The 20356-nt window shown below is 57.4% G+C and carries 19 protein-coding genes; 16 read left to right on the top strand and 3 right to left on the bottom strand.

What is annotated here, in order from left to right; genetic code table 11:
* Window positions 1–9 precede the first annotated feature (9 nt).
* Entirely contained in the window at window positions 10–357 is a 348-nt protein-coding gene (locus BN60_RS07765) for a PB1 domain-containing protein (RefSeq protein ID WP_020695452.1), read from the top strand.
* Here BN60_RS07765 and BN60_RS30760 read toward each other — a convergent pair.
* Complete coding sequence (locus BN60_RS30760) at window positions 315–464, bottom strand: hypothetical protein (protein WP_020695451.1); 150 nt, start codon at window positions 462–464, stop codon at window positions 315–317. The two genes, BN60_RS07765 and BN60_RS30760, sit on opposite strands and share 43 nt — an antisense overlap.
* Window positions 465–466: 2 nt before the next feature.
* Entirely contained in the window at window positions 467–1453 is a 987-nt protein-coding gene (locus tag BN60_RS07760) for a hypothetical protein (protein WP_148283351.1), read from the bottom strand.
* Between the two features lie 786 nt (window positions 1454–2239).
* Between BN60_RS07760 and BN60_RS31285 the strand changes: the two genes are divergently transcribed.
* Both BN60_RS31285 and BN60_RS07755 read left to right on the top strand, forming a co-directional pair.
* Complete coding sequence (locus BN60_RS31285; RefSeq protein ID WP_215905888.1) at window positions 2240–2602, top strand: hypothetical protein; 363 nt, start codon at window positions 2240–2242, stop codon at window positions 2600–2602.
* Window positions 2603–2820: 218 nt separating this feature from the next.
* Window positions 2821–3243, top strand: a complete 423-nt coding sequence (locus tag BN60_RS07755) for a hypothetical protein (protein WP_020695449.1) — start codon at window positions 2821–2823, stop codon at window positions 3241–3243.
* Here BN60_RS07755 and BN60_RS30285 read toward each other — a convergent pair.
* A complete protein-coding gene (locus BN60_RS30285; RefSeq protein WP_148283350.1) occupies window positions 3231–3881 on the bottom strand; it encodes a hypothetical protein in 651 nt (216 codons plus the stop codon). The genes BN60_RS07755 and BN60_RS30285 overlap by 13 nt on opposite strands.
* Before the next feature lie 105 nt (window positions 3882–3986).
* On the opposite strand from BN60_RS30285, the gene BN60_RS28705 reads away from it, so the two are divergent.
* The 13 genes from BN60_RS28705 to BN60_RS07695 all read left to right on the top strand — a co-directional run bounded on the left by BN60_RS28705 (window position 3987) and on the right by BN60_RS07695 (window position 20280).
* Window positions 3987–4577, top strand: a complete 591-nt coding sequence (locus BN60_RS28705; RefSeq protein WP_020695448.1) for a phage connector family protein — start codon at window positions 3987–3989, stop codon at window positions 4575–4577.
* On the top strand, window positions 4578–6290 hold the full coding sequence (locus tag BN60_RS07745; protein WP_020695447.1) for a phage tail protein: 1713 nt from the start codon (window positions 4578–4580) through the stop codon (window positions 6288–6290).
* Window positions 6287–6736, top strand: a complete 450-nt coding sequence (locus tag BN60_RS30280) for a hypothetical protein (protein ID WP_148283349.1) — start codon at window positions 6287–6289, stop codon at window positions 6734–6736. Before BN60_RS07745 ends, BN60_RS30280 begins: the two co-directional genes overlap by 4 nt.
* A gap of 27 nt (window positions 6737–6763) precedes the next feature.
* Window positions 6764–7324: a hypothetical protein gene (locus tag BN60_RS30275; RefSeq protein ID WP_148283348.1), complete on the top strand. Its 561-nt coding sequence runs from the start codon at window positions 6764–6766 to the stop codon at window positions 7322–7324.
* Entirely contained in the window at window positions 7324–9705 is a 2382-nt protein-coding gene (locus tag BN60_RS07735; protein WP_020695445.1) for a hypothetical protein, read from the top strand. The genes BN60_RS30275 and BN60_RS07735 overlap by 1 nt, the downstream gene beginning before the upstream one ends.
* Window positions 9705–11555: a hypothetical protein gene (locus BN60_RS07730; protein WP_020695444.1), complete on the top strand. Its 1851-nt coding sequence runs from the start codon at window positions 9705–9707 to the stop codon at window positions 11553–11555. The genes BN60_RS07735 and BN60_RS07730 overlap by 1 nt, the downstream gene beginning before the upstream one ends.
* Window positions 11556–11567: 12 nt before the next feature.
* Window positions 11568–14126 carry a hypothetical protein gene (locus tag BN60_RS07725; RefSeq protein WP_020695443.1) on the top strand — a complete coding sequence of 853 codons (2559 nt, stop codon included), beginning with the start codon at window positions 11568–11570 and terminating at the stop codon, window positions 14124–14126.
* 50 nt (window positions 14127–14176) lie between these two features.
* Entirely contained in the window at window positions 14177–15730 is a 1554-nt protein-coding gene (locus BN60_RS28700) for a hypothetical protein (RefSeq protein WP_020695442.1), read from the top strand.
* 54 nt (window positions 15731–15784) lie between these two features.
* Window positions 15785–16054 carry a hypothetical protein gene (locus BN60_RS07715; RefSeq protein WP_020695441.1) on the top strand — a complete coding sequence of 90 codons (270 nt, stop codon included), beginning with the start codon at window positions 15785–15787 and terminating at the stop codon, window positions 16052–16054.
* 6 nt (window positions 16055–16060) lie between these two features.
* The gene (locus BN60_RS07710; RefSeq protein WP_020695440.1) at window positions 16061–16900 is read left to right on the top strand and encodes a hypothetical protein; all 840 of its coding nucleotides are present in this window, start codon (window positions 16061–16063) and stop codon (window positions 16898–16900) included.
* A 214-nt stretch (window positions 16901–17114) separates the two neighbouring features.
* Entirely contained in the window at window positions 17115–17936 is an 822-nt protein-coding gene (locus BN60_RS07705) for a phage capsid protein (protein WP_020695439.1), read from the top strand.
* Between the two features lie 34 nt (window positions 17937–17970).
* The gene (locus BN60_RS07700) at window positions 17971–18372 is read left to right on the top strand and encodes a hypothetical protein (protein WP_020695438.1); all 402 of its coding nucleotides are present in this window, start codon (window positions 17971–17973) and stop codon (window positions 18370–18372) included.
* Between the two features lie 327 nt (window positions 18373–18699).
* Window positions 18700–20280, top strand: coding sequence for a portal protein (locus BN60_RS07695; protein ID WP_020695437.1), 1581 nt, complete (start codon window positions 18700–18702; stop codon window positions 20278–20280).
* The last annotated feature ends 76 nt before the right edge of the window (window positions 20281–20356 follow it).

Genomic DNA, 20356 nt, shown 5'->3' with positions numbered 1-20356 from the left:
GAGGACATCATGCGGCTGATCCCGAACGACCGAACCCATCACATGGCGCTGAGCTTGTCGGCCGGTCTCGATGCGTTGATCAAGATCATGCCGGTACCCGAGGACCAGTACGAACTGATGGTACTGATCACCTCAGAAGATCGGCTTGGTGTCGCCGATTATCGATGGAAGGAGACTGGCTTCGGGCTCAGGTTCTACGACGCTGATGATGATCTGATCGAGGCCGGACCCGACTATGATCTGAACGAGGCCATCCTGATCGCGCTTAGAGCGGAGCCCACTTCGATGGCCGAACATGACTGGTGGACCCACGCTTATTCGGTCGGGGTCGGGTTCGAGATCGCGGCACGTTCGTAATCGTCCTGCTCCGGCTCCATTAGGATCGCCGTCAGCTCCTCACGGAGCCGACGCTGGTCGGCCAGCAACTGGTCTAGGTCGGCCTCAAGCTGGTCGATCTGGCTCATCGCTAGTTCCTCCGGCCTGTGTTGAGGCCGAGCGGATCGCGAGCCCGAGCTGAGATCACCTCGCTGAGCTTGTCCCGCTTGGCGAGTTCGGCCCGAAGACTCTTGATCTCGGCCTCGTAGTGCACCCTCTGTGCGCGCGTCGTCTGGCTCTGATCGGCCAGACGCTGGTTCGCCTCAGCGAGCTGCTCCGTGAGGTCCTCAATCTGGCTCTCCATTCGAGCGACCTGCTTCACCAGCGGGGCACTCTCGATGACCGCGATGATCGCAGCCTCCTCCCTAGCGGGCTGGAGATGGGCCTCGGACTTGTACTTGGCGATCTGCCGGTCCCGGGTCTCAATGGTCGCGTAGGCCGCCGCAAGCTTGGCCCTAAGCATGGCCTCGGTCGTCTCGGCCGGGATCGCCGCCACCTGTCCCCGGCCCTTCTCTCTGTCGGCCGCCTTCTTAACCCGGTAGGCCCTCTTACGATCTCGCTCAGCCTGCTTCCGGGCATCGATGGTCCTCTGCACGTCTGGGAGGTGAATTTCAGGGGCTACGTAGCCAATCAGGTCTAGAGCGATCCCGCGCTCGCCAGCGATCCTGACCACAGCCTCATGTCGGAGCTGAGCCTGAACCTTGGTCCGATGCATATGGTGGATATCAGCGTACTGGACGCGACCGGACTTGCGCGCTTCGAGGTCGTACATCCACTGCGGTGGCGCGCAGTCGAAAAATCTGACGAACTCCTCGTGGAGGTCAGCCACCCGATGAAATCGATCCGCCCATAGGTCCCGGTCCGGGTCCATAAACGACGCCCAGAGCGCATCCACCAGCTTCATCAGGCCGACACGGTCGAAGCCATCAACTGCGCTGCGCATCCTCGCATGGATGGTGGCTTCCTCGGGCTCGGGCTTGAAGGTCTTCAAACTGAGGTACCACTGAATGAGGTCGCAATCCTCGTCCCGCTTCAATTGAATAAACTTGCCGACGATCTCCATATCGATCTTCTCCAAACGTAAAAGGGGCTCCAGTTCGGTCGCGTCGGCTAAAACTTCCCGGAACTGGAGCCCCATTCGTGACGAGCTAGGCTCGCCTTGGAGAATCTCTGTACTGATCGTGTTGCCGACGCGATCACCCTCTATTTAGGGTCGATGAAGAAATCCGATGCTCTATCGAAGCTGGAGCTATCGACGGTCCAGTTCAAGGTCGCGAACAGATTTCGTTCGATGGTCGATGTCGGCTGTCTGGATGATCGCTCGCCCTGTCGGGCTCGCTCAAAGTGTATACACCAGCGATGGGACAAATCCCGCCTGTCCCATCATAGAAGATATACTCTCTTCTATTCTCTTCTCTAGTTATTAACTAATAATGATTCTTAAGTATAAAACTTAAGTATGAAACAGAAGAAAGAATAATAGGTATTATATCTTCTATGATGGGACAGGCCGGATTTGTCCCATCGCTGGTGTATACACGAGGGAGGGAGGCGAAGCCGACCGAACGAGGTCAGCACATCGATCCAGACAATCGAATGGGCATCGATCCCAAATACATCGATGACTCAGATCAAGCTCACACCCGATCAGACCCGAACCATCTTCGTCTCGAACGAAACCCATTCAGCGCTAGCCGAGCGATACGCCGTCTCCCCATCGCTGATAAGTCTCATCCAGCGCCGTCAGGTGGCCCGCAGGATCACAGCCGACCTTCCAGACGCGAGGTCTAGTCCTCGGCGTCGAGGCCGACCCAGAAGACCCAAGCCTCCGACCTCCAAGACCCCTCCCAGATCGAAGCAGATCGTGATCCACTTAACCGACGATCAGATCAGATCGATCTACACCTCGACAGCTCCAGCCCGCATCGAAGCCCAGCGCTACGGTGTCAAGCCTACCCTGATCCGGTCGATCCGAGATCGTTCAATCTTCAGCTACATCACCATCGGCTTGAAACGCCCCACGAAGGCCAAGCCAGTCCAGCCCGCCCCCATTAACAGCCGACCTCACCGGCGACATCCAACGACGCCCGGGATCGACTTTGCCGCTCTCGTTCAGTCCCATCAGAATCTCGAACGGCCCCGTACGGCTGTAAGACGACTTCGGTTGAAGCCCGGCTACAAAGGTGCGAGAGAGATCATCGCCTATCTGATCCCGTTGATCGGTTGATCGGTTGAAGCGGATTCACTCCGACCCTACATAGTGCTGAAGACAGGTTCATCTCCGTCCTGTCCCGGCCTGACCAGCCACGATTGAACCCCGCCATCCATCAGGACTGGCGGGGTCTTTGTTTTTGATCGGTTTTTCCCGGGTTTTGAAGTACCTGGCCTAAGTATCTCTAGACGCGCTCGTGGTTGGGTCGTCATTGTTAAACGGAGATGAAATCAATGGCAGATAACTATCCGGCCACAGCCGGTTTCAAATCCCTTGGCGCGTCTGAGATCGCAGCACGAATTGTGGATCGCGACCCCGAACGTAGACTCAACACAATGATCAGCATTACCCTGGTCGCGCTGATCGGTACGCCGATGGTCGGAGATGAGATCGCCCTGACCATCCATGAAGGTGTGCTCTACGTTCGCCCCCGAATCAGCGAGTTGGTCGCGCTGGGAATCCTCGTCAAAGGTCCGACCAGACCGGCTTCGATCTGCGGACGCATGGCCTCGGTGCTCCAGCCGTCGAATGACCTACTTGATCTAATCGAACGACGTGGAATCCAGCTCGATGGATCGGATGATGATGCGCTCTGGGCTGCGGTCGGCTCGATAATTCTAGCTCGGCTAGAGGCTGCGAAGCATCAGCGAATGTGAAAGCCCACCAAGCCTGACCCTCCGCCTTCATCTTCTCCTTCACCATCTTCACCACCATCTTCAGGCGGTGGTGGAGGCGGCGTGTCGCGCGTAGGTTCGTCAGCTCTCCAGCCACTTGGCCATCTCTGTCCTGAAGCATTTATGACGTGCGTCAGCAGGCCTCCCATCGACGTGTCAACCTCGACTTCGACTGGTTCCGAATAGACTCTAACTTTATATGGCTGGCTCGGACGGATACCTAGTTGGTGCTTTCCAATGCCATTATTCGGTATAGGCAAGGAAGCAACATTGATCCAAGCGGAAACCCGATAGCCAAGCAAGTTTCTCGCATTATTCCGGATCGTCGCGTAGTCATCAAAGAGTGGCAGGCCGTAGTAAGTAGGCGTGCCGTTCTTCGCATGTGCGACTAACTTTGCATGCTGATCTTGGCCTTTCGTCTCGTTGAGCTTAAAGCGCCATTCTTGATAACGAGAACTCCACTTAGCCGCCTTGTACTGCACGAGCAAGGAAAAGCCCGCTACATCAATACTCGCATCAAACCCGGCCTTGGCTTCCTCCCTCGGAGACGGAGCCCAAACAGTTACATTCCTCTGGAAGCAAGATCCAAGTACCCACATCCATTCCGCTGTGAGGTTCATCTCCACCGTTTTCTCGCTGACCAACCCGCCCCCCCCCAATCACTTTGCATGAACCTGATAGGTCCCTAAGCGAAGGTCAACTGAGGTCCGCCGGTAAATACCGGCATGGCATCGACACTTTATCAGATCATCACTGCAGCGAATTTGAAGATCGGAGGCGATCCGATCAGCTCCCTCGACGAGGAGGAGCAGCAGGCTCGTGTATACGCTGGAATCTGGAAGCCCGTTCTGGATCGGTGCCTCGACGCAGCACCCTGGAAGTTCGCGACTAGAACTCTTGAGCTGACCCGACTGGTCGGCAACCCGGCCGACCCTCGGTGGAAGCACCGGTTCACGCTCCCGGCCGACTATCGTCGCACTCGTTTCATGATGAACTCCGCGGGTGCCCGGCTCCTAGCGGACACCTACATCAGTGAGGGTCATGAGGTCTTCTCGAACTACTCTCGGCTGATCCTCAAGTACGGACGCACCTATGGCGAAGCCGACATCGGCAGCCTCCCGAGTTCGTTCGTTCAGTATTTCATCTGCTCCCTGGCTTATGAAGCGGCGGAACCGCTCAGCGCGGAATCCAGCGTCAAGCAGTCCTGTGCGCGAGACACGCAGCTCGCGTTCAACGATGCGGCTGTCATTGATGGTTGGTCCCAGCCCGGTTCATCGCAGCCCGAATCGACGTGGCGTCGTGTCCGAGGTGGCTAAATGCCCATCTTTCGGATTACCCAGAACAGCTTCACGTCGGGCCAATCAAGCACCAACGACATCGTAGGACAGGCACTCGAAGGACGCTCGAACCTAGAAGTCTATCAGTCCGCCCTCCGCACTTGTTCGAATTTCATCCCGCTTCCGATGGGCCCCCTGTTCAAGCGGCCCGGGCTGAAGCTGGTTGGCGAATCCGCTGGTGCGGTGAAGATCGCCCCGTTCGTGTTCAACGAATCTCAGGTCTACCTGTTCGTGTTTCGGAATGGCGCGCTCGACGTTTACCGGAATGACGTAGCTGTCGCGACGAACATTGTAGTGCCATGGACCTCATCGCAGCTAGCCACCATGAAATTCACCCAGTCGAAGGATTTGTGGATCGGGTTTCACGATGATGTCCCAATGACTTCGATCAAGCGCGGTGGCAACGATGCGACTTGGACCGTCTCTTCCGTGGCGATCACCAACGCACCGACCTTCGACTTCGGTTCGGGTGCCGAGGCCGCGTGGTCTAATACTCGCGGTTACCCCAAAGTTGGTACTTTCCACCAGAATCGTCTGGTCATCGGTGGTTCCAAGAGCCTGCCTGAGACCGTATGGGGTTCTCGATCTGGCATCCTGTTCCACTTCACCACTACGCCAGTTGCCGACGACATGTCGTGGAGCTTCGTGCTGGGATCGACCGCCGTTCATACGATTCAGGACTGCTATTCGATTCGCCAAGAGCTGATCATCAACACCAGCGTGGGTGAGTGGACTGAGAGTTCCGCGCCTATCACTCCGTCGAATGTGCTGTTCCGGCTGAATACCCGACATGGGATGATCAACACTGGCATACGTAGCCTTGGGGTGGATTCGGCGAATGTATTCGTGGATCGTCGGGCTCGGCTTCGTAGCTTCGGCTACGACTTCAACACAGATTCGTTTATCGCGAAGAATCTCAGTGTGCTCGCACCGGGATTATTAAAGTCGCCCACTGATGCCGCCTATGTTCGGGGCTTCGCTTCGCAAGCGAACCTCTGCTTTTTCCGCAATGCCGATGGTACTTGCTCTCTTATCACCATCGACTTCGAACAGCGTGTTCAAGGCTGGGCCACTCTTGCGATGGCCGAGGGTACAATCAATTCGATCTGCTCTCTCGATGATACTCTATATGCACTGGTCACCTACAACTCGAAGACATGGCTGGCGAAGCTCACCACGGATGTCTGGTGCGATCTCTGGTCCCACGACACTAGCGTAACGCCCAAGGAGACTTGGACCGGGTTCACCGCGCATGCATCGAAGATGGCCTCGGTCATCGGTGATGGACTGGTGTTTCGGGATGTTGCCATCGATGCGAACGGTGACTTCACCCTGCCCTCCGAAGTCTCAGAGGTCTACGTCGGTGTGGCCTATACGGCGCTGGCCGAATGCTTGCCGATATCCCCAGTGGTGAACGGTCAGTTGCAAAGAGGCAACAGCATCAGGCTGGTGAAAGGCGATTTCACGCTTCGTAATACTCAGGATTTCTGGGTCAACGGTACCCGCATCGCACTCCGTTCGATGCCCAACGACATCTTCGATGCTCCTCCGGAGACCTACGATACGATGAAGCGCGTCTGGCTCGGAGGTGGCTGGAGTCCAGAGCCAATCCTGTCCATTGAATCTCGCGATCCCCTGCCCTGTACGGTGCTGGGATTCACCGTCGAAGCCAAGACCTCGCCCTCGCAATGATCGACATCAGTATTGAACCCGGCACTCGCGATGGTCTGGAAGAGGTCCTATCGAATCCCCGAGAGATCGAACTCGATACCTGTCGCATACTGGGTGTGAACCTCTACGAGTTGGTCGATCAGGTACTTCGGACTACTCGTCTGGAAGTCGTCCGGGTCAATGGAACGGCAGTAGCAGCCCACTACCTGAACCTGATCGATCCTGATCTGGTCATGTACGGTGCATTCGCCACACCTGAGGCGGAACGTATTCGCCTCAGCCTGACCAAGCAGGCTCGAACATTCATCCGGGGTGGTCAGATCGACTATCCCAATCGGACCCACTGGACGGTGTGTCCCCCTGATGGCCCAGCCCGTGCTTGGCTGAATCTGATCGGCTTCCACGCTACCGATCAGTATGTCGATGGACTGCCTCTGATCTACATGCACGCGCCCGGCCGTAAATAACCTCACAACATAGAGGTTCAAGACGGAATGGGAATTGATCCAATCAGCATCGGCATCATGGTCGCTACGACTGCACTGAGCGCTGTTGCCGCAAAGGTTGGAGCCGACCAGAAGCAGGCTCAGTACAACGCTCAGGCTCGGCTCGCTCAGCAGCAGGCCGAGAATACTCGCACCGAAGCAACGCTTAAGATCGAAGATATCAAACGGCGAGCCGACAAGATCGCTGGTCGACAGGCTGCTCTGGCGGGAGCAGCGGGTGTCGATGTTCAAGGCTCCATCGTGGACATCCTGGCTGACACCCGAGAGGCAGCTCAGCGGGATGTCTGGAATACCAACTGGTCTGCCGATGTAAAGGCCGACAATCTCGAAGCTAGCGCTCAGAATCTCTATTCGATGGGCCAGCAGGAGCAGACCAACGCGATGATAGGCGTCGGTCTGAAGACGGTCAGCCTGCTTGGCGGCCAAGCCATGAGTTCCATGAATGGATTCACCTCGGTCAGTCCTTCTGCAGCCAGTGATAAGTGGCTCAGTGCGCTTGACCGTTCCAACCTGACCCAGACAGGTCCGAGCACATGGGAGCGACTCTAATGGCAGAGCTTCCTCTTTATGCTCCGATCACCGTCGCTCAGAATCCCGGCACTGGCGTCGTCATCCCGGCTCCGAACACCGCCGTGTGGGAGCAGCTCAGCGAATCCCTTTACAAGTTCGCCGAACAGACCGGTGTTGAACAGGCCCGCGCCAAGGGTGTCCAAGATGAAATGAACAATCCCAACCCGGACACTCCGGTAGATGCGGGGCCGCTTGCCAAGCTGTTCCCGATCTCCAAGGCGTATCAGTCCGGAGCGGATGAACAAACGGCCGTGCGTAAGCAGATCGACCTGCAGTCCAAGGCCGCGGAAATTCAAAAGCAGAATCCTACTGACTCCGCCGCATTTACGAAGGCTTTCGATTCGGTGAAGCGAGAGTGGCTCGGCAATGTCCGTCCCGATCTCCTGCCACAGTTCGCACTAATGGCGGATCGACAGCAGATTCAGACGGTCACGCAGATCGAACAGGCCGGTGTTGTCCGAGCCGCGCAGGAGCGCACTGCTGAAATCCAGACCAAGGTCGAACAGCTACGCACCGAGGCCTACGATGGAATCCTCAATGGATCGCTAACTCCGGATCAGGTTCAGGACCGACTGGGTCAGGCCGCCTCTCTGATTCAGGGCGGAGTTAAGAACGGCGATATCAATCCGCTGGCCGGTAAGGATTACGCCGACAAGGTCGGAGCTACGATCCGTGAAGCCGAGATCATGAAAGATTTCCGCGCGACCGGATACAGCTTGGCGAAGATCGACGCGATGAAGAACAGCAAGGATGCTGTTCCCGGCATGCTCGGAAAGCAGCCTAGCCCTGAGGAGCGCAAGCACTACGCGGCGATGATGACCGTCGAGTACAATCAAAAGCGAGCCGAAGCAGCGATGGCCAACAGTGCCAATGTTGCCGCACTTCGCACCAAAGCCAACGATGTCCTCGTGGATGTCGAGGTGAATGGTGCGCCGGGAATGAGCGAGGCCGAAGTCCGCGCGATGTTCCCGAAGAACTCCAGCATGGCCGAAGAGTTCCTGAATAAGCAAAACTTGGCGAGGCAGGCGTATACATTTCAGACCTCGATTGGGCTCACCAGTCCGGCGGAGGATCAGGCCAAGCTCGATGCGTTGAAGCCCGCATCTGGATCGGTCGGCTTCGCCGATTCGCATACGGCCTACCTGAAAGCTCAGCAGATCGTCGGGCGGAAGTGGCAGGCATTTACCGCTGATCCCGCCCAGTACGTCACGAGCCAGTCCAGCCAGCTCCGAGAGATGCTTAGCTCTCCGGATGCCAGCGTGCGCTCCATCGGCTACCAGACCCTTAGTGAGGTCCAGACCCGCATGGGTGCTGGCCCCGGACAGATCGCCCTAATGCCCAAAGCCACTGCAATGTCAGTGGCCGCCGATGTGAATGCACTGGCGATCTCGGCTCCCATCGAAGCCGACAAACGCATTAAGGAACTGGCCAACCAGTACGGGGATCAGTTCCCCGTGGTGATGCGTCAGCTCGCTCAGCTCGATCAGCCCCTGAGTCCAAGCTTTCAGATCGTCGCCACCCTCAACCGACCGGAGGATGCACCGGTTCGGAGTGACATGATCAAGGCCCTCTCTCTGGGCGATAAGACCCTAAAGGAGAATCTCGACCAGACCCGACCGGGCGTCGCGGGCAAAATCGAAGAAGAAGTCCAACGCCAGCTTGCCGACTTCAATCGTACGGCCCGTGTTGGTGGCGGAGAACGGTTGACCGCAATGGTCTATTCGGGTGCTCGAAGCCTCGCATTCCTATATGGCGATCAAGGACTCGATGAGAAGACCGCAGCACGCCGTGCCGTCGATGGTCTGATCAGTAAGAAGTACGACTTCGGACCGACATACCGGGTTGAGAAGGGTCTCCTGCCGAAGGCGGAGGAGGCCATCGCTGAAGCGCGCCGTACCCTGACACCGGAGATGCTGGTCCCACTTCCGGCTCAGCCCGGCGATGTACTCACCGATGAACAGCGACTGAAGATTCAGTTCGATCAGGCCCGGCGTGGAAACTTCGTCACGTCCCCGAATGATGGTGGCCTGATCTGGCTGTACCCGAATGGCAGACCTGTCGAACTGAAATCTCCTCGCAGTCCCCTCTCCATCGAGCCGACCGTTGTTGATACTCAAGCGGGACCCGGTACGACTACGGCCGAACCGAAAGTTCAGGCCCAAGCACTGGCGAAGAAGCGTTCGGTCACCTCCAATCCTTCGAACGAATCCAAGGTCGAAGAGGCTACCGAGCGCGTGATCAATCGGGGTATCGGCCCGAACTTCTATGAGATTCCCTATTCGGAGATTCGCGGTACGGTCGTTCCGAAGAAGAGCATGTGGGATTGGACCGGTATCGGCCGTTCGGGAGTGACCCCGTAATGGCAGGATTGTACTCGGACCCCATCCGGATTGATCCGTTGCTGGATCAGCTCGGCATCAACCAGTTCCAGTCGAACACCGCTGAGGTACTTGGTGCCACATGGGCGGATCAGCGTGCTGGTTCTACGACAAACCTCGTTCAGAACTGGATCGACATCTCCACGGAAAATTCACCGACGCTCAGCTACACCACTGAGATCGGGGACGATGGCACGCCTCGTACTGTTCCGGTTCCAAACCCTCGTTATGTAGAATCTCCCCTGCTCCAACCGGACGAGGCCAATGCCAAGTACGGGATCAAGCAGGGTACGACCAGACTGCTTGGATGGGATCAACCCGTTCGGGAGCGAGAGGCTCAGCAGCTCCAGCGCCTCAAGCGCGAAGAACTCTATCAGCAGTCGATCATTAATCGTGGCACCGGAGGATTCTGGCAGGGTGCTTCTCAATTCGTCGTGGGCGGTGCAGCCAACCTGATCGATCCACTTAATATATTGAGTGCGTTCATCCCTGTGGTTGGTGAGGCCCGTGCCGCGGCCATGCTGGCTCAGGTCGGCTCAAGCGTGATCGGTCGAGGCGTCGTTCGGGCTGGCATCGGTGCGGTCGAAGGCACGGTCGGTGCCGCCATGCTGGAGCCGATCAACTACACCCTCTCCAAATACGAACAGCGCGACTACACCGCCCTGGATTCCCTGACGAACATCGCATTCGGCGGTGTCCTAGGCGGTGGCCTCCATGTCCCAGTCGGATATGCGAAGGATCGTTTTTTCGGGATCGCCCGGCTGATCGATGACGCACCGATGCAGGTCAAGCAGGCCATGCTCGGAGACGCGCTCACTTCGGTGATGGAAGGCCGCCCAGTCAGAGCTGACCTCGCCCTGCGCGAACACCTTCTTGGGGGTTCTTCCAACCTGACTCCGTTCGAGATGGCTCGGTCACGTTTCGAAACCGCAATGGGTCCCTTCCCTACGCCCGAACGCGTCGGCATCGACATGGGTGGTCCCCGAGTTGGAGGTGATATTCCTCATCCCCTGGCTGAACCGACAGGATCGGTCGTCCCTGTGCTGGCCCGTAACGGGGAGATGATGGAGTTCACCACCCTAAAGCGCGCGGAGAATGCAGCACGCCGCATCAGTCGAGATGAAGGCTATCAACCCAGCGTGCTCGAACGCCAGGATGGTTCATTCATCCTTCGACGTGAATCCCAGATGGAACCACTTCGCCAGTCCAATGGATCGGTCATGACCTTCCCGAACCAGAGACAGGCTCAGCGCTACCTTGACAACATCGCCCTCCGGGACGGACCCGACATTGATCCGGTCACCGGCACTGGTCGTGAGTATCAGGTGATCAAGTTCCATGACGGTACCGGTCCGGTGAAGTACACCTTGGTTCAGGGTGCGACCGATGCCGACCTTGCCGCGTCTGCCAAGGGCCCCGGACATATCGAGCTTCGCTCCTCCAAGGATTTGCCGACCTCAATCAGTGATGCGGCAGCTCGAATCACCGAACAGCGCGATCAGTTCCTGAATGAAGTTACCCAATGGAACAGGGATCGCTATGCCCCTCTGCTTCAAACCACTCGGGAAGAGAGAACCATCCTGACCGAGCACGATGCTCGTCTGGTCCGGGCCAAGGGTGATGATGAAGCGATCCGTCGTAGCGGTGGTCAGACCGAGCTGACTCAGCTCCAGAGGGAGATCGACGATCTAGCTGTCCGAGTTGGTGACATCGAAAAGAACGGAGAACTTCCAGCCGGTGCACGTGCCCTATTGGATGATGCCGATGCACTTGTAGCCAAGGCCAATGCCGAAGCTGAGATGTACGGACGGATCGCTGCGTGCATCCGCTGAGGTAGATAAGGTATGGCAGGACTAGGCGACACATGTAAGGCAGCGATCAAGGAAGCATACGGGGACAAGCTCACCGATGCTGAAGCAGATCGCCTCACCCAGAATCTCACCGACAAGGCAGCGGAGATGATCCGCTCCAAGCGTGCCGTCTCCGACTCCGAGGCGTTGACCCTCGCCACCATCGAACTGGCAGAGACCGCGAAGCGCACGGCGATGCTGGAGCAGCGTGAACGTTACTTCAACGTCGAACGCAAGAAGGAACGCGACACGCTGAGGAACTCGGACGAATGGAAGATGCGTCCGGGCGATGCAATCGAGGCTCAAATCTGGGGCATCGAAGGACCTCAAGCCGGGGCCGCCCGTTCGACCGAGGTTCTTCAGAAGGGACACACCGAACGTCTGACCACCGCGCTCGGTACCAAGCTTCGTGAGTCCGGTATGGATAAGGCGATCAAGACGCTGGACCGCGACGGCGACATGAACGTCTGGATCGAGATGTCCCGGGCTCGCGGTGGCTCCGACCCTGCCTCTGGTAACGAGGTCGCGACCAAGCTGGGTAAGATTTACGCAGAAGCCATCCACGCTAGCGTCCTCCGGATGAACGATGGTGGCGCGTATATTCGTGAACTCGCAGGATTCGTGGTCTCCCGCAGCTACGACCGGATGAAGGTCCGAGGTGCAGGCGGTGAAGCTGATTTCCAGGACTTCATGAAATTCTGGACGGAGCCGGGTCGCCTCGATATCGGAAAGACCTTCCCGCATATCGATCCCTCGAACAGCACTGCGCTTACCCAAGAGCTACGTGAACTCTGGACCTCGTTCAGCACCGGCCATCATGGTACCGGTCAGTCCAACGATTGGCTGACCGCGTTCAAGGGCGGATCATCGAATGTCGCCAAGAAGGTTGGTCATTCCCGTTCCATCCAGTTCGAGACTGCCAAGGGCGAGTTCGAGATCATGGAAAAGTACGGAACCGGGAACGTCCATGAGAATGTCATGCTGGCTCTGCGTAGGGCTGGCCGGACCCGTGGAATCCTCGACATGTGGGGACCGGCTGGTCGTGCAGCCATGCGCGCCGACGTGGAAGATGCCAAGGCATCGATGCTTAAGGTTCTCAACGATCCTGCCAGCACCGATGAGATGCGGCAGGCCGCGACCAAGCAAATCGAGAAGCTTCAGAGCCGACGCATCGAACAGGCATTCGACTACATCGACGGCACGTCCAGCATTCAGGGAACCATGACCGGCGCTACCCTGTTGAACCGGGCTCGGTTGTTCGGATCGTGGACATTATTGAATAACGGAATCCTCGGGTCCCTCCCCGACATTGCTAATCGCGCAGGTGAACTCAAGTGGCTTGGCCAGTCCTTCACCGAGGGTAACCTCAAGGGTATCGGCGCGATCTTCAGCGGTGCACCATCAGCGGAGAAGCGTGCGTTCGCGGCCCGGGTAGTGGTGGCCTCGGACTCGTTCACCTCTGAATTACTGGAGCGGTTCGATGCAGGATCGAGCCCGGATGGTAAGTGGTCCAAGCGTGTAGATTTGACCAACACCCTGAATGGCCAGCGCTACCTCAACGACGTACTCAAGACCCAGTCCGCCATGGATATCGGCGTGACGCTGGGTGCGCAGAAGGACCTGGCTCGGGCCGCCCTGGACGCCAGATTGAGAACGACCTTCGACCGCTATTCGATCACGGATTCGGACTGGGATTACGTTCGTACACATACGATCAAGGACCACAACGGGCTCGATTTCGTCGTCTCCGATGCGATCCATCAGGAGAGTGACGCCGCTATCCGCAAGATGATGGGCCGCGAGAACGCCAGTGAAGCGGAGATCAGAAAGTTCAAAGACGACTTCGAGCTGAAATGGTCCTCGATGTTCTATGACATCGTTCGCAATGCGGCGACCGATCCCAATGCGAAGACCCGTTTTCATGCCACACTCGGTACTCAGGCCGGAACACCCGCGGGCGAGATCGTCCGCACTCTGACACAGTTCATGTCCTATCCAATCGGTGCGATTCAGCACCACCTCGGTCGTGAACTCTACCGAGGGGGATCAGCTAATGTATCCGGGATGGTCCACCTGATCATCGCGACTACCGTATATGGGGCTATCGCGAACGCTGCCCTCGACGTGATCAAGGGTAAGACCCCGTTCATCCCCGAAGATGGTGGTGACTACGTTCAGATGTTCGGCAAAGCCATGGCCCGCGGCGGTGGTCTGGGATTCTTCTACGACAAGGTCATCGCCGATTGGGGTCGTGGTGGCGGAGCACATTTACTTGGACCGACAGTCGGCACCGTCGCGGACTTTGCTAAGCTGACCCAGCACCTGAAAGAAGTCTGGGTCGATGACAAGGGGCACAACCTTGGAAGCGAATCCCTATCCACGATCAGCAGGCACACTCCCTACGTAAACCTGTTCTATACGAAGGCCGCTTGGGAGTTCGTCGTCCTGAACGGCCTGATGGAATCCGTTAATCCCGGCTACCTAGGGCGCATGGAACGTAGACTCGAACGCGAGAACCACCAGCAACTGCTCCTGCCCAGATCGGCTTGGTAACTCCGACTCATAAATAGCTGCACTCCTCACTCATATGGAATGCAGCATCGATGACAGTCGCTTCAACTCAGGCCCGTTCTCAGGGTGTCGGTAACGGATCGCAGACGACCTTTACGTATACGTTCGAGATCAACGACGAAGCGGACATTCAAGTATTCGTCGGCAGTATCGAACAGAATCTCATCACTGATTACACAGTAGCCGGAGTTGGGCAGGACGGTGGGGGCACGATCACATTCGCTGTTGCCCCTCCCCTCGATGCGCGGATCAGGATGCGTCGGAATCAGGCCTATGTCCGAGAGGTGGACTATGCCGCGGCCGGGGCATTCCACTCCAAGAACGTCAACTTGGACATGGATCGACTGGTCATGTCCGATCAACAGCTTCAGGAGCAGATCGACCGCACCATCCGACTGGGTTCCGCCGAGGCTTATCAGGGTGAGAATATGGAACTCACTCACAATGCGACGGAACGTGCCAACTCCACCTTGGGATTCGATGAGAACGGTGACCTGACCACGGTCTCTCTCCCACTCCTCACCCCATTGGCACTTACCGGGCAGGCCCAGAGGATGCTGCGAGTTCACTCGAATGAACTCGGCTACGAACTCCGGACTCCCGCTCAGGTACGTTCGGACATCGGAGCGGACAACGCTTCGAACCTCACATCGGGTACGATTCCGGCAGCTCGGGTTCCCACCATTGGAACCACGGGCGGAACGACCACCGTCACTGGGTCCGACATCAACTTGGTCACGACAGGTGGAACACAGGCGAAAGTCCGGAACCATGCGAACGCCGTGAACTACGTCACCATGGAGGGTGGTGCCGCATCGGAAGCCGTCTTCATCGGTGCAGATGGTTCCGATACCCACATCAGCTTTGTGTTCTCCCCCAAAGGTGGAGGCCTCACCTTCTTCGAAGGCACTGGTGGAATCATCATCCCGAAGGGTACGACCGGCGCTCGTGCTGCGTTTCAGGGTGCCATTCGGTTCAATACCGACACGGGTCGGTTCGAAACCTACGACGGTTCGGTCTGGGCAGACATCGCCACGAGTTCAAGTTCCGATACCTTCAGTACCGGGGACATGAAACCCAGTTGGAAGACCACCCCAGATGCGGGATGGATCATGTGGGACGATGGCACCATTGGCTCCGCCAGCTCCGGTGCCTCGAACCGAGCGAACAATGATACCAGCGCCCTCTACATTCTGCTCTGGAACAACTGCTCCAACACAGTGTGCCCGGTTACGGGAGGGCGTGGTGCAAGCGCTGCCTCGGACTTCAGCTCGAACAAGTACATGCGCCTACCGTTGGGCATGGGCCGCACTGTTGGCGTTTCTGGTACCGGCTCTAGCCTAACTCCTCGCGCGCTGGGTACCTCGGTCGGTACGGAGACCCATCAGCTCACGATCAATGAAATGCCTCGCCATCGGCACGCACAGGTACCGAGCGGCGGTGGTGGCGTGGGCACGTCCGGCGACCCTCTCGCGTCCACCGGGGGCGGCCTGATTCTCGGTAGCCCCACGGACTTCACTGGAAACGACGCCGCGCACAACAACATGCAGCCAACCACCTTCTCTAACTGGATGATCCGGCTCTGATCGATCCTGCCTAAATAGTCCTGTCGCAGATCAACACAACGACAGGACTTAGCAATGGCACGACGATGGCTTGACCAGCTCCCCATATCAACGGTCGATGATACCGAGCGTACGACGCTCGAACAGGATTACGCCTTCGTATTCGAATCGGAACGAGGCAAGCGAGTCCTTGAAGACCTCGCCTACCGGTCGAACACACCAAGTATCGCAAACGAGAACATTAACACGAATCTCGCGATCTGGATTCTCGCCCGACAGAATCTGATCACGTTCATCGACAATCAGATTGAGGCGGCCAAGCAACAACAGAACAAGAAGGGGTAAGCCGCGATGGCAGAAGAAGCTACACAGACCACCGACACCACGAAGGCCGAGACCACTCCTACCCCGGCTCCTGTTTCAGCTCCGACCGAGACCAAGCCTGCTGCCCCTCGCAGTATTCTTTCGATACCTCAGAAGACAGAGGAAGCACCGACCGATGAGGGAGAAGCTCCGAGTGAACCCAAGCTTCTCGCTGGCAAGTACAAGAACCAGGAGGAACTGGAGAAAGGTTACCTTGAACTTGAGAAGTCCAAGCGGAATGGCGCTCAGGTACCCGAGACATACAGCTTCGATGAGCTGACCAAAGATTCCGGCATCGTCTTCGAGAACGATGAGCAGAAGGGACAGTTCTCAGCGTTCTTTAAGGAAGCTGGATTCTCACAGGAGCAGATCGATAAGTCCAAGCCCGCGATCAAACAGTTCGCCGAGAACGTTGCTCGGCAGGCAGTCGCGGCCAAGGAAGTTGAAATTCAATCCGACGCCCTCAAAGCACTGAACCTTCCCTCCAACCCATCCGGAGAGGTCGCCAAACTCAGGGCCAAGTACGGTGACAAGCTCGATCCCATGATGGAATCCATCCAGGCGTGGGCCAAGGATAAGCCATACATCTGGCATGCCGCGATGACCGCCGATGGGTTCAACGCACTCGTCTATCCGGCATGGAAGGCAGCAATGGGCCCGGACTTCAACATCGATACCGATGCGGGCGGTGCTGATCCGATTCAGTTGAAAGCCAGCCTTGGTGAGATCACCCGAAACCCTGCTTATGTGAGGCCGGGCTCCGAGGGCGACCGCCTGCGAGCCGAAGCTGACAAGATTGCGAAACGACTAGCCGCATTCAAGAGATAACCAAGAAGGATCGATCAACGATCCGAACAGAGGGGCACCCATGGGTGCCCCTTTCTGTTTGCGCATCCGTCTGAACGCACTTCCCTAAATAGATTCAGACGACCACGCACGAGCCTCTTGAGAATCGGCGCACTCCCGGAAGGGACCGACACAAGGGGCACACCTCGGGCAGCAGGCGTCCTCCCAAAAACAATAAGAACAAGAGGCCAAAGTCATGCCCAATATCGATTCGGCAGCAGTTATTCAGTACCAGTCCCAGTTCGAGACCGCGCTTCAGCAGAAGGGTTCGAAGCTCCGTCCGTTCGTCTACGAAGAGTCTGTTCAGGGTGAGTCCACTCGCTTCGGCTCAGTCGGCGAATCCAACGTGCAGGAGGACCGTCCGCTCGGACAGGCCATCGAGTTCGATTCGGACAACCCCATCGAAAACTCGCTTGCCGAGATGAAAGGTTATGAGGCCGCTCGCCTCATTAACAAGCTGCAGGAGTTCGAACTCAAGGCCCCCATTCGGCAGAAGTTCGCCGATGCGAATGCCATGGCGCTGGCCCGGAGCATGGACAAGGTTCTCTTGAATGCGATGAAGGCATCGAACACCTCCGCGGGTGCGGCAGCGCCGTTTGACATGGCTCTGCTCAGCACAGTTTCCGAGCTGACCGAGACCTACGATTGGGAGACCGATGAGCGCACGTTGGTGATTACTCCCCGCGTTTACAACAAGCTGATGCAGATCAATCAGTACGGCAGCGCGGACTTCAACAAGGGTGCTCCGCTGGTCAACGGGCGTGCCACTTCCTTTATGGGATGGAATATCGTCGTGTCTTCGTTGCTCCAGTCCAAGGACTACTGGAACACCAGCGTGATTCATAACTGCTACGCGTTTGCAAACCATGCAGTGGGACTTGGTGTCAGTCAGGACATTCAGAGCGATGTCGAATGGCGTTCTGATCTCCGCGCGTGGCAGGCAATCGCCGATATGAAGATCGGTGCGGCCACGATCCTACCGAAGGGTGTGCTCAAGGTTACGGTCAACGGTCTGTAATCGGCCCAACAAACAAGAAAAGAGGTAAACTCCAATGGCAACTGACAATACTGCAAACACCGCGCTCCGCAGCGGGATCAAGCTGGAGCATCGCGCTTCCACCTACACCGCTGCAGCTCTGGCTCAGAACGAGATCGTGAACATGCTCTCGATGTTCAGGGGCGAGAAGGTCGTGGATGTAGCCGTCCACTTCGACGCACTGGGCTCCAGTTCCAGCCTGTCCGTGGGTACCCCGGACAGCGCAGCCCGCTTCATCGGAACCACTACGACCACCTCTGCGGGTCGTGGCTCGCTGAATACCGGTGCTGATCTCGGTCAGGGCTATGTCTTCCCGGCCGATGGGACCATCGACTTTAAGGTAGTCGGTGCTGGTGCGATCACCGGCAAGATCACCGTAGTTGTGACGTTCGTCCGTACCTTCCCGGACCCAGTCTAAGCGACCCATCTGAAGGAGCTGAAGGCCCGATCCTCGTTGGTCGGGCCTTTTGCATGTCCGCGTGGGCCTAAATAGCTGAACGAACAATCAATAACAGGGAACCAACCCATGGGATTTCTATTCGGCGGAGCACCGCAGCCGGAAACACCTCCTGCTCAGGACACCAGTGCACTTCAGGCTCAGAGGGCGAAGGAGGCCGAAGAAGCTGCCACCAAGGAACGTGTAGATCGTGCCCGTACCGGCGGGATGTACTCGACGCTTGGTCCGAACGGATACGCAGGCGTCACCGGTCAGCAGTCCACTCAGACACTGGGTGCTGCCTAACCGATGGACGAGATCGCCAAGACCAAGAGCCGGTTTGAAACGGCCAAGCGGAAGCGACAGCAGATCGAAGACGAACTGCATGGGGCGTACTTCTACACGTCCCCGATGGGATCGCCCAAGAACATCGCGGATAGCCCTCCAGATCGGACCGAACAGTTCGACTCCACCGCGGAAGACGCAGTCAACACCCTAGTAACCACGATCATGTCCCACCTGATCCCGAGAGATCAGGCATGGATCAGGCTGAAGCTGAGCGAACGCTTCAAGCAGTTCGTCCCCGCACATTTCACCTTTGAAGTCCTACTCGAAATCGAGCAGGCGAAATTCTACGAAGCCATCAACGGGTCGGACTTCTACAAGTCGGTCAGCGAATCTCTAAAGGACTGCGTCATCAGTGGCACCGGAGCAATCGGTCTGCGTATGGCGGAGGATCGCACCCTCCTGTTCTACGCCCTGCCTCTGGCTCAGCTCTACTATCTGGATGATGGATGCGGCGAGATCGACACGGTCTTCCGAGAGCACCGACTTCCTGTTCGTACGGTCATAGCGAAGTACGAGAAGGTCCCCGACTGGATCACGCGTATGCACAACGAGAAACCCGACGAACCTGTCGAGGTGATCGAGTGCATGTTCCCCGGCAAGAAGCTCGGTCAGTACGAGTGGCAGGTGTTCACGGGTAAGTGGGAAGAACTGGATTCACAGACGGTCAAGTACAAGCCCATCATTGTGTTCCGTTGGGATAGAACCACCAACAGCACATGGGGCGATAGCCCCGTTCGTAAGGCACTCCCCGATATTCGTACGTTGAACCTGATGATGGCCGACCTGCTGGATGCGTCGGCCTACGCAGTATGTCCGCCGATGCAGACGAATGCATTGGAACTCCAGGACGCGAAGATCGAAGCCCGCAAAACCTATTACAGCCCGAACGGTCAGATCAAAGCCATCGAGATGAACGGACAGCGTTTCGACGTGGGTCCACAGCTCGTAGAGATGCTCAAGCAGAGTATCCGCCGGATGCTCATGGCGGATGTCCTGCCCCAGTCCGACCGCATGACCAGCGCAGAGGTACAGGTCAGACAGGCAGAGTTCTTCAGGAGAATCGGCGTGTATGCGCTCAGGCTAGAGGAAGAACTCCTCGAACCCATCGTCCGCGCCACCATTGCATGCCTTCAGAACATGAACGTCATGGAGAAGACCCTCGGTGGCGAAGCTGCCACCTATGATGACAAGGTCTTCACGCTGGAGACCAACAGCCTGAACAAACGTGTGGAAGCTCAGCGTGAAGTGGATCGTGTCACCAACATGTTCATGATGGCCTCTCAGCTCGGTCCCAATGGGCTCCGGCATATCAACCTGCCGAAGACTGGACGATACCTGTTGGAGCGTGGTGGCTTCCCCGCAGAACTGCTGAATCCTGAGAAGGAAGTCGAAGACGCCATCAAGGCCGAACAGGCTGCGAATGTCGCATCGGGTGCAATGGCCGCAGAGAACGGTCAGGCTACAGCCGAGTCTAACCAGAAGCTCGGTGAGGGCGCAGCCGCTCTAATGCCGGAGCTAATGAAGCGGATGCCTCAGGGCTAAATAGAACGTGACCATATAGGTGACGAGTGGTGATCGCGATCCACTCCACAATAGGCTCCAGAATCAGACTGATCGA

Origin of the sequence: Reyranella massiliensis 521 (genome assembly GCF_000312425.1) — a bacterium.
Lineage (GTDB): Bacteria > Pseudomonadota > Alphaproteobacteria > Reyranellales > Reyranellaceae > Reyranella > Reyranella massiliensis.
The sequence above is the reverse complement of the archived record's forward strand: the minus strand, read 5'-3'. Positions and strand labels throughout refer to the sequence as shown.

Coding starts and splice junctions, on each gene's coding strand:
- BN60_RS07765 (WP_020695452.1), top strand. CDS start 10: ATGCGGCTGATCCCGAACGACCGAACCCATCACATGGCGCTGAGCTTG.
- BN60_RS30760 (WP_020695451.1), bottom strand. CDS start 464: ATGAGCCAGATCGACCAGCTTGAGGCCGACCTAGACCAGTTGCTGGCC.
- BN60_RS07755 (WP_020695449.1), top strand. CDS start 2,821: ATGGCAGATAACTATCCGGCCACAGCCGGTTTCAAATCCCTTGGCGCG.
- BN60_RS30285 (WP_148283350.1), bottom strand. CDS start 3,881: ATGAACCTCACAGCGGAATGGATGTGGGTACTTGGATCTTGCTTCCAG.
- BN60_RS28705 (WP_020695448.1), top strand. CDS start 3,987: ATGGCATCGACACTTTATCAGATCATCACTGCAGCGAATTTGAAGATC.
- BN60_RS07745 (WP_020695447.1), top strand. CDS start 4,578: ATGCCCATCTTTCGGATTACCCAGAACAGCTTCACGTCGGGCCAATCA.
- BN60_RS30280 (WP_148283349.1), top strand. CDS start 6,287: ATGATCGACATCAGTATTGAACCCGGCACTCGCGATGGTCTGGAAGAG.
- BN60_RS30275 (WP_148283348.1), top strand. CDS start 6,764: ATGGGAATTGATCCAATCAGCATCGGCATCATGGTCGCTACGACTGCA.
- BN60_RS07735 (WP_020695445.1), top strand. CDS start 7,324: ATGGCAGAGCTTCCTCTTTATGCTCCGATCACCGTCGCTCAGAATCCC.
- BN60_RS07730 (WP_020695444.1), top strand. CDS start 9,705: ATGGCAGGATTGTACTCGGACCCCATCCGGATTGATCCGTTGCTGGAT.
- BN60_RS07725 (WP_020695443.1), top strand. CDS start 11,568: ATGGCAGGACTAGGCGACACATGTAAGGCAGCGATCAAGGAAGCATAC.
- BN60_RS28700 (WP_020695442.1), top strand. CDS start 14,177: ATGACAGTCGCTTCAACTCAGGCCCGTTCTCAGGGTGTCGGTAACGGA.
- BN60_RS07715 (WP_020695441.1), top strand. CDS start 15,785: ATGGCACGACGATGGCTTGACCAGCTCCCCATATCAACGGTCGATGAT.
- BN60_RS07710 (WP_020695440.1), top strand. CDS start 16,061: ATGGCAGAAGAAGCTACACAGACCACCGACACCACGAAGGCCGAGACC.
- BN60_RS07705 (WP_020695439.1), top strand. CDS start 17,115: ATGCCCAATATCGATTCGGCAGCAGTTATTCAGTACCAGTCCCAGTTC.
- BN60_RS07700 (WP_020695438.1), top strand. CDS start 17,971: ATGGCAACTGACAATACTGCAAACACCGCGCTCCGCAGCGGGATCAAG.
- BN60_RS07695 (WP_020695437.1), top strand. CDS start 18,700: ATGGACGAGATCGCCAAGACCAAGAGCCGGTTTGAAACGGCCAAGCGG.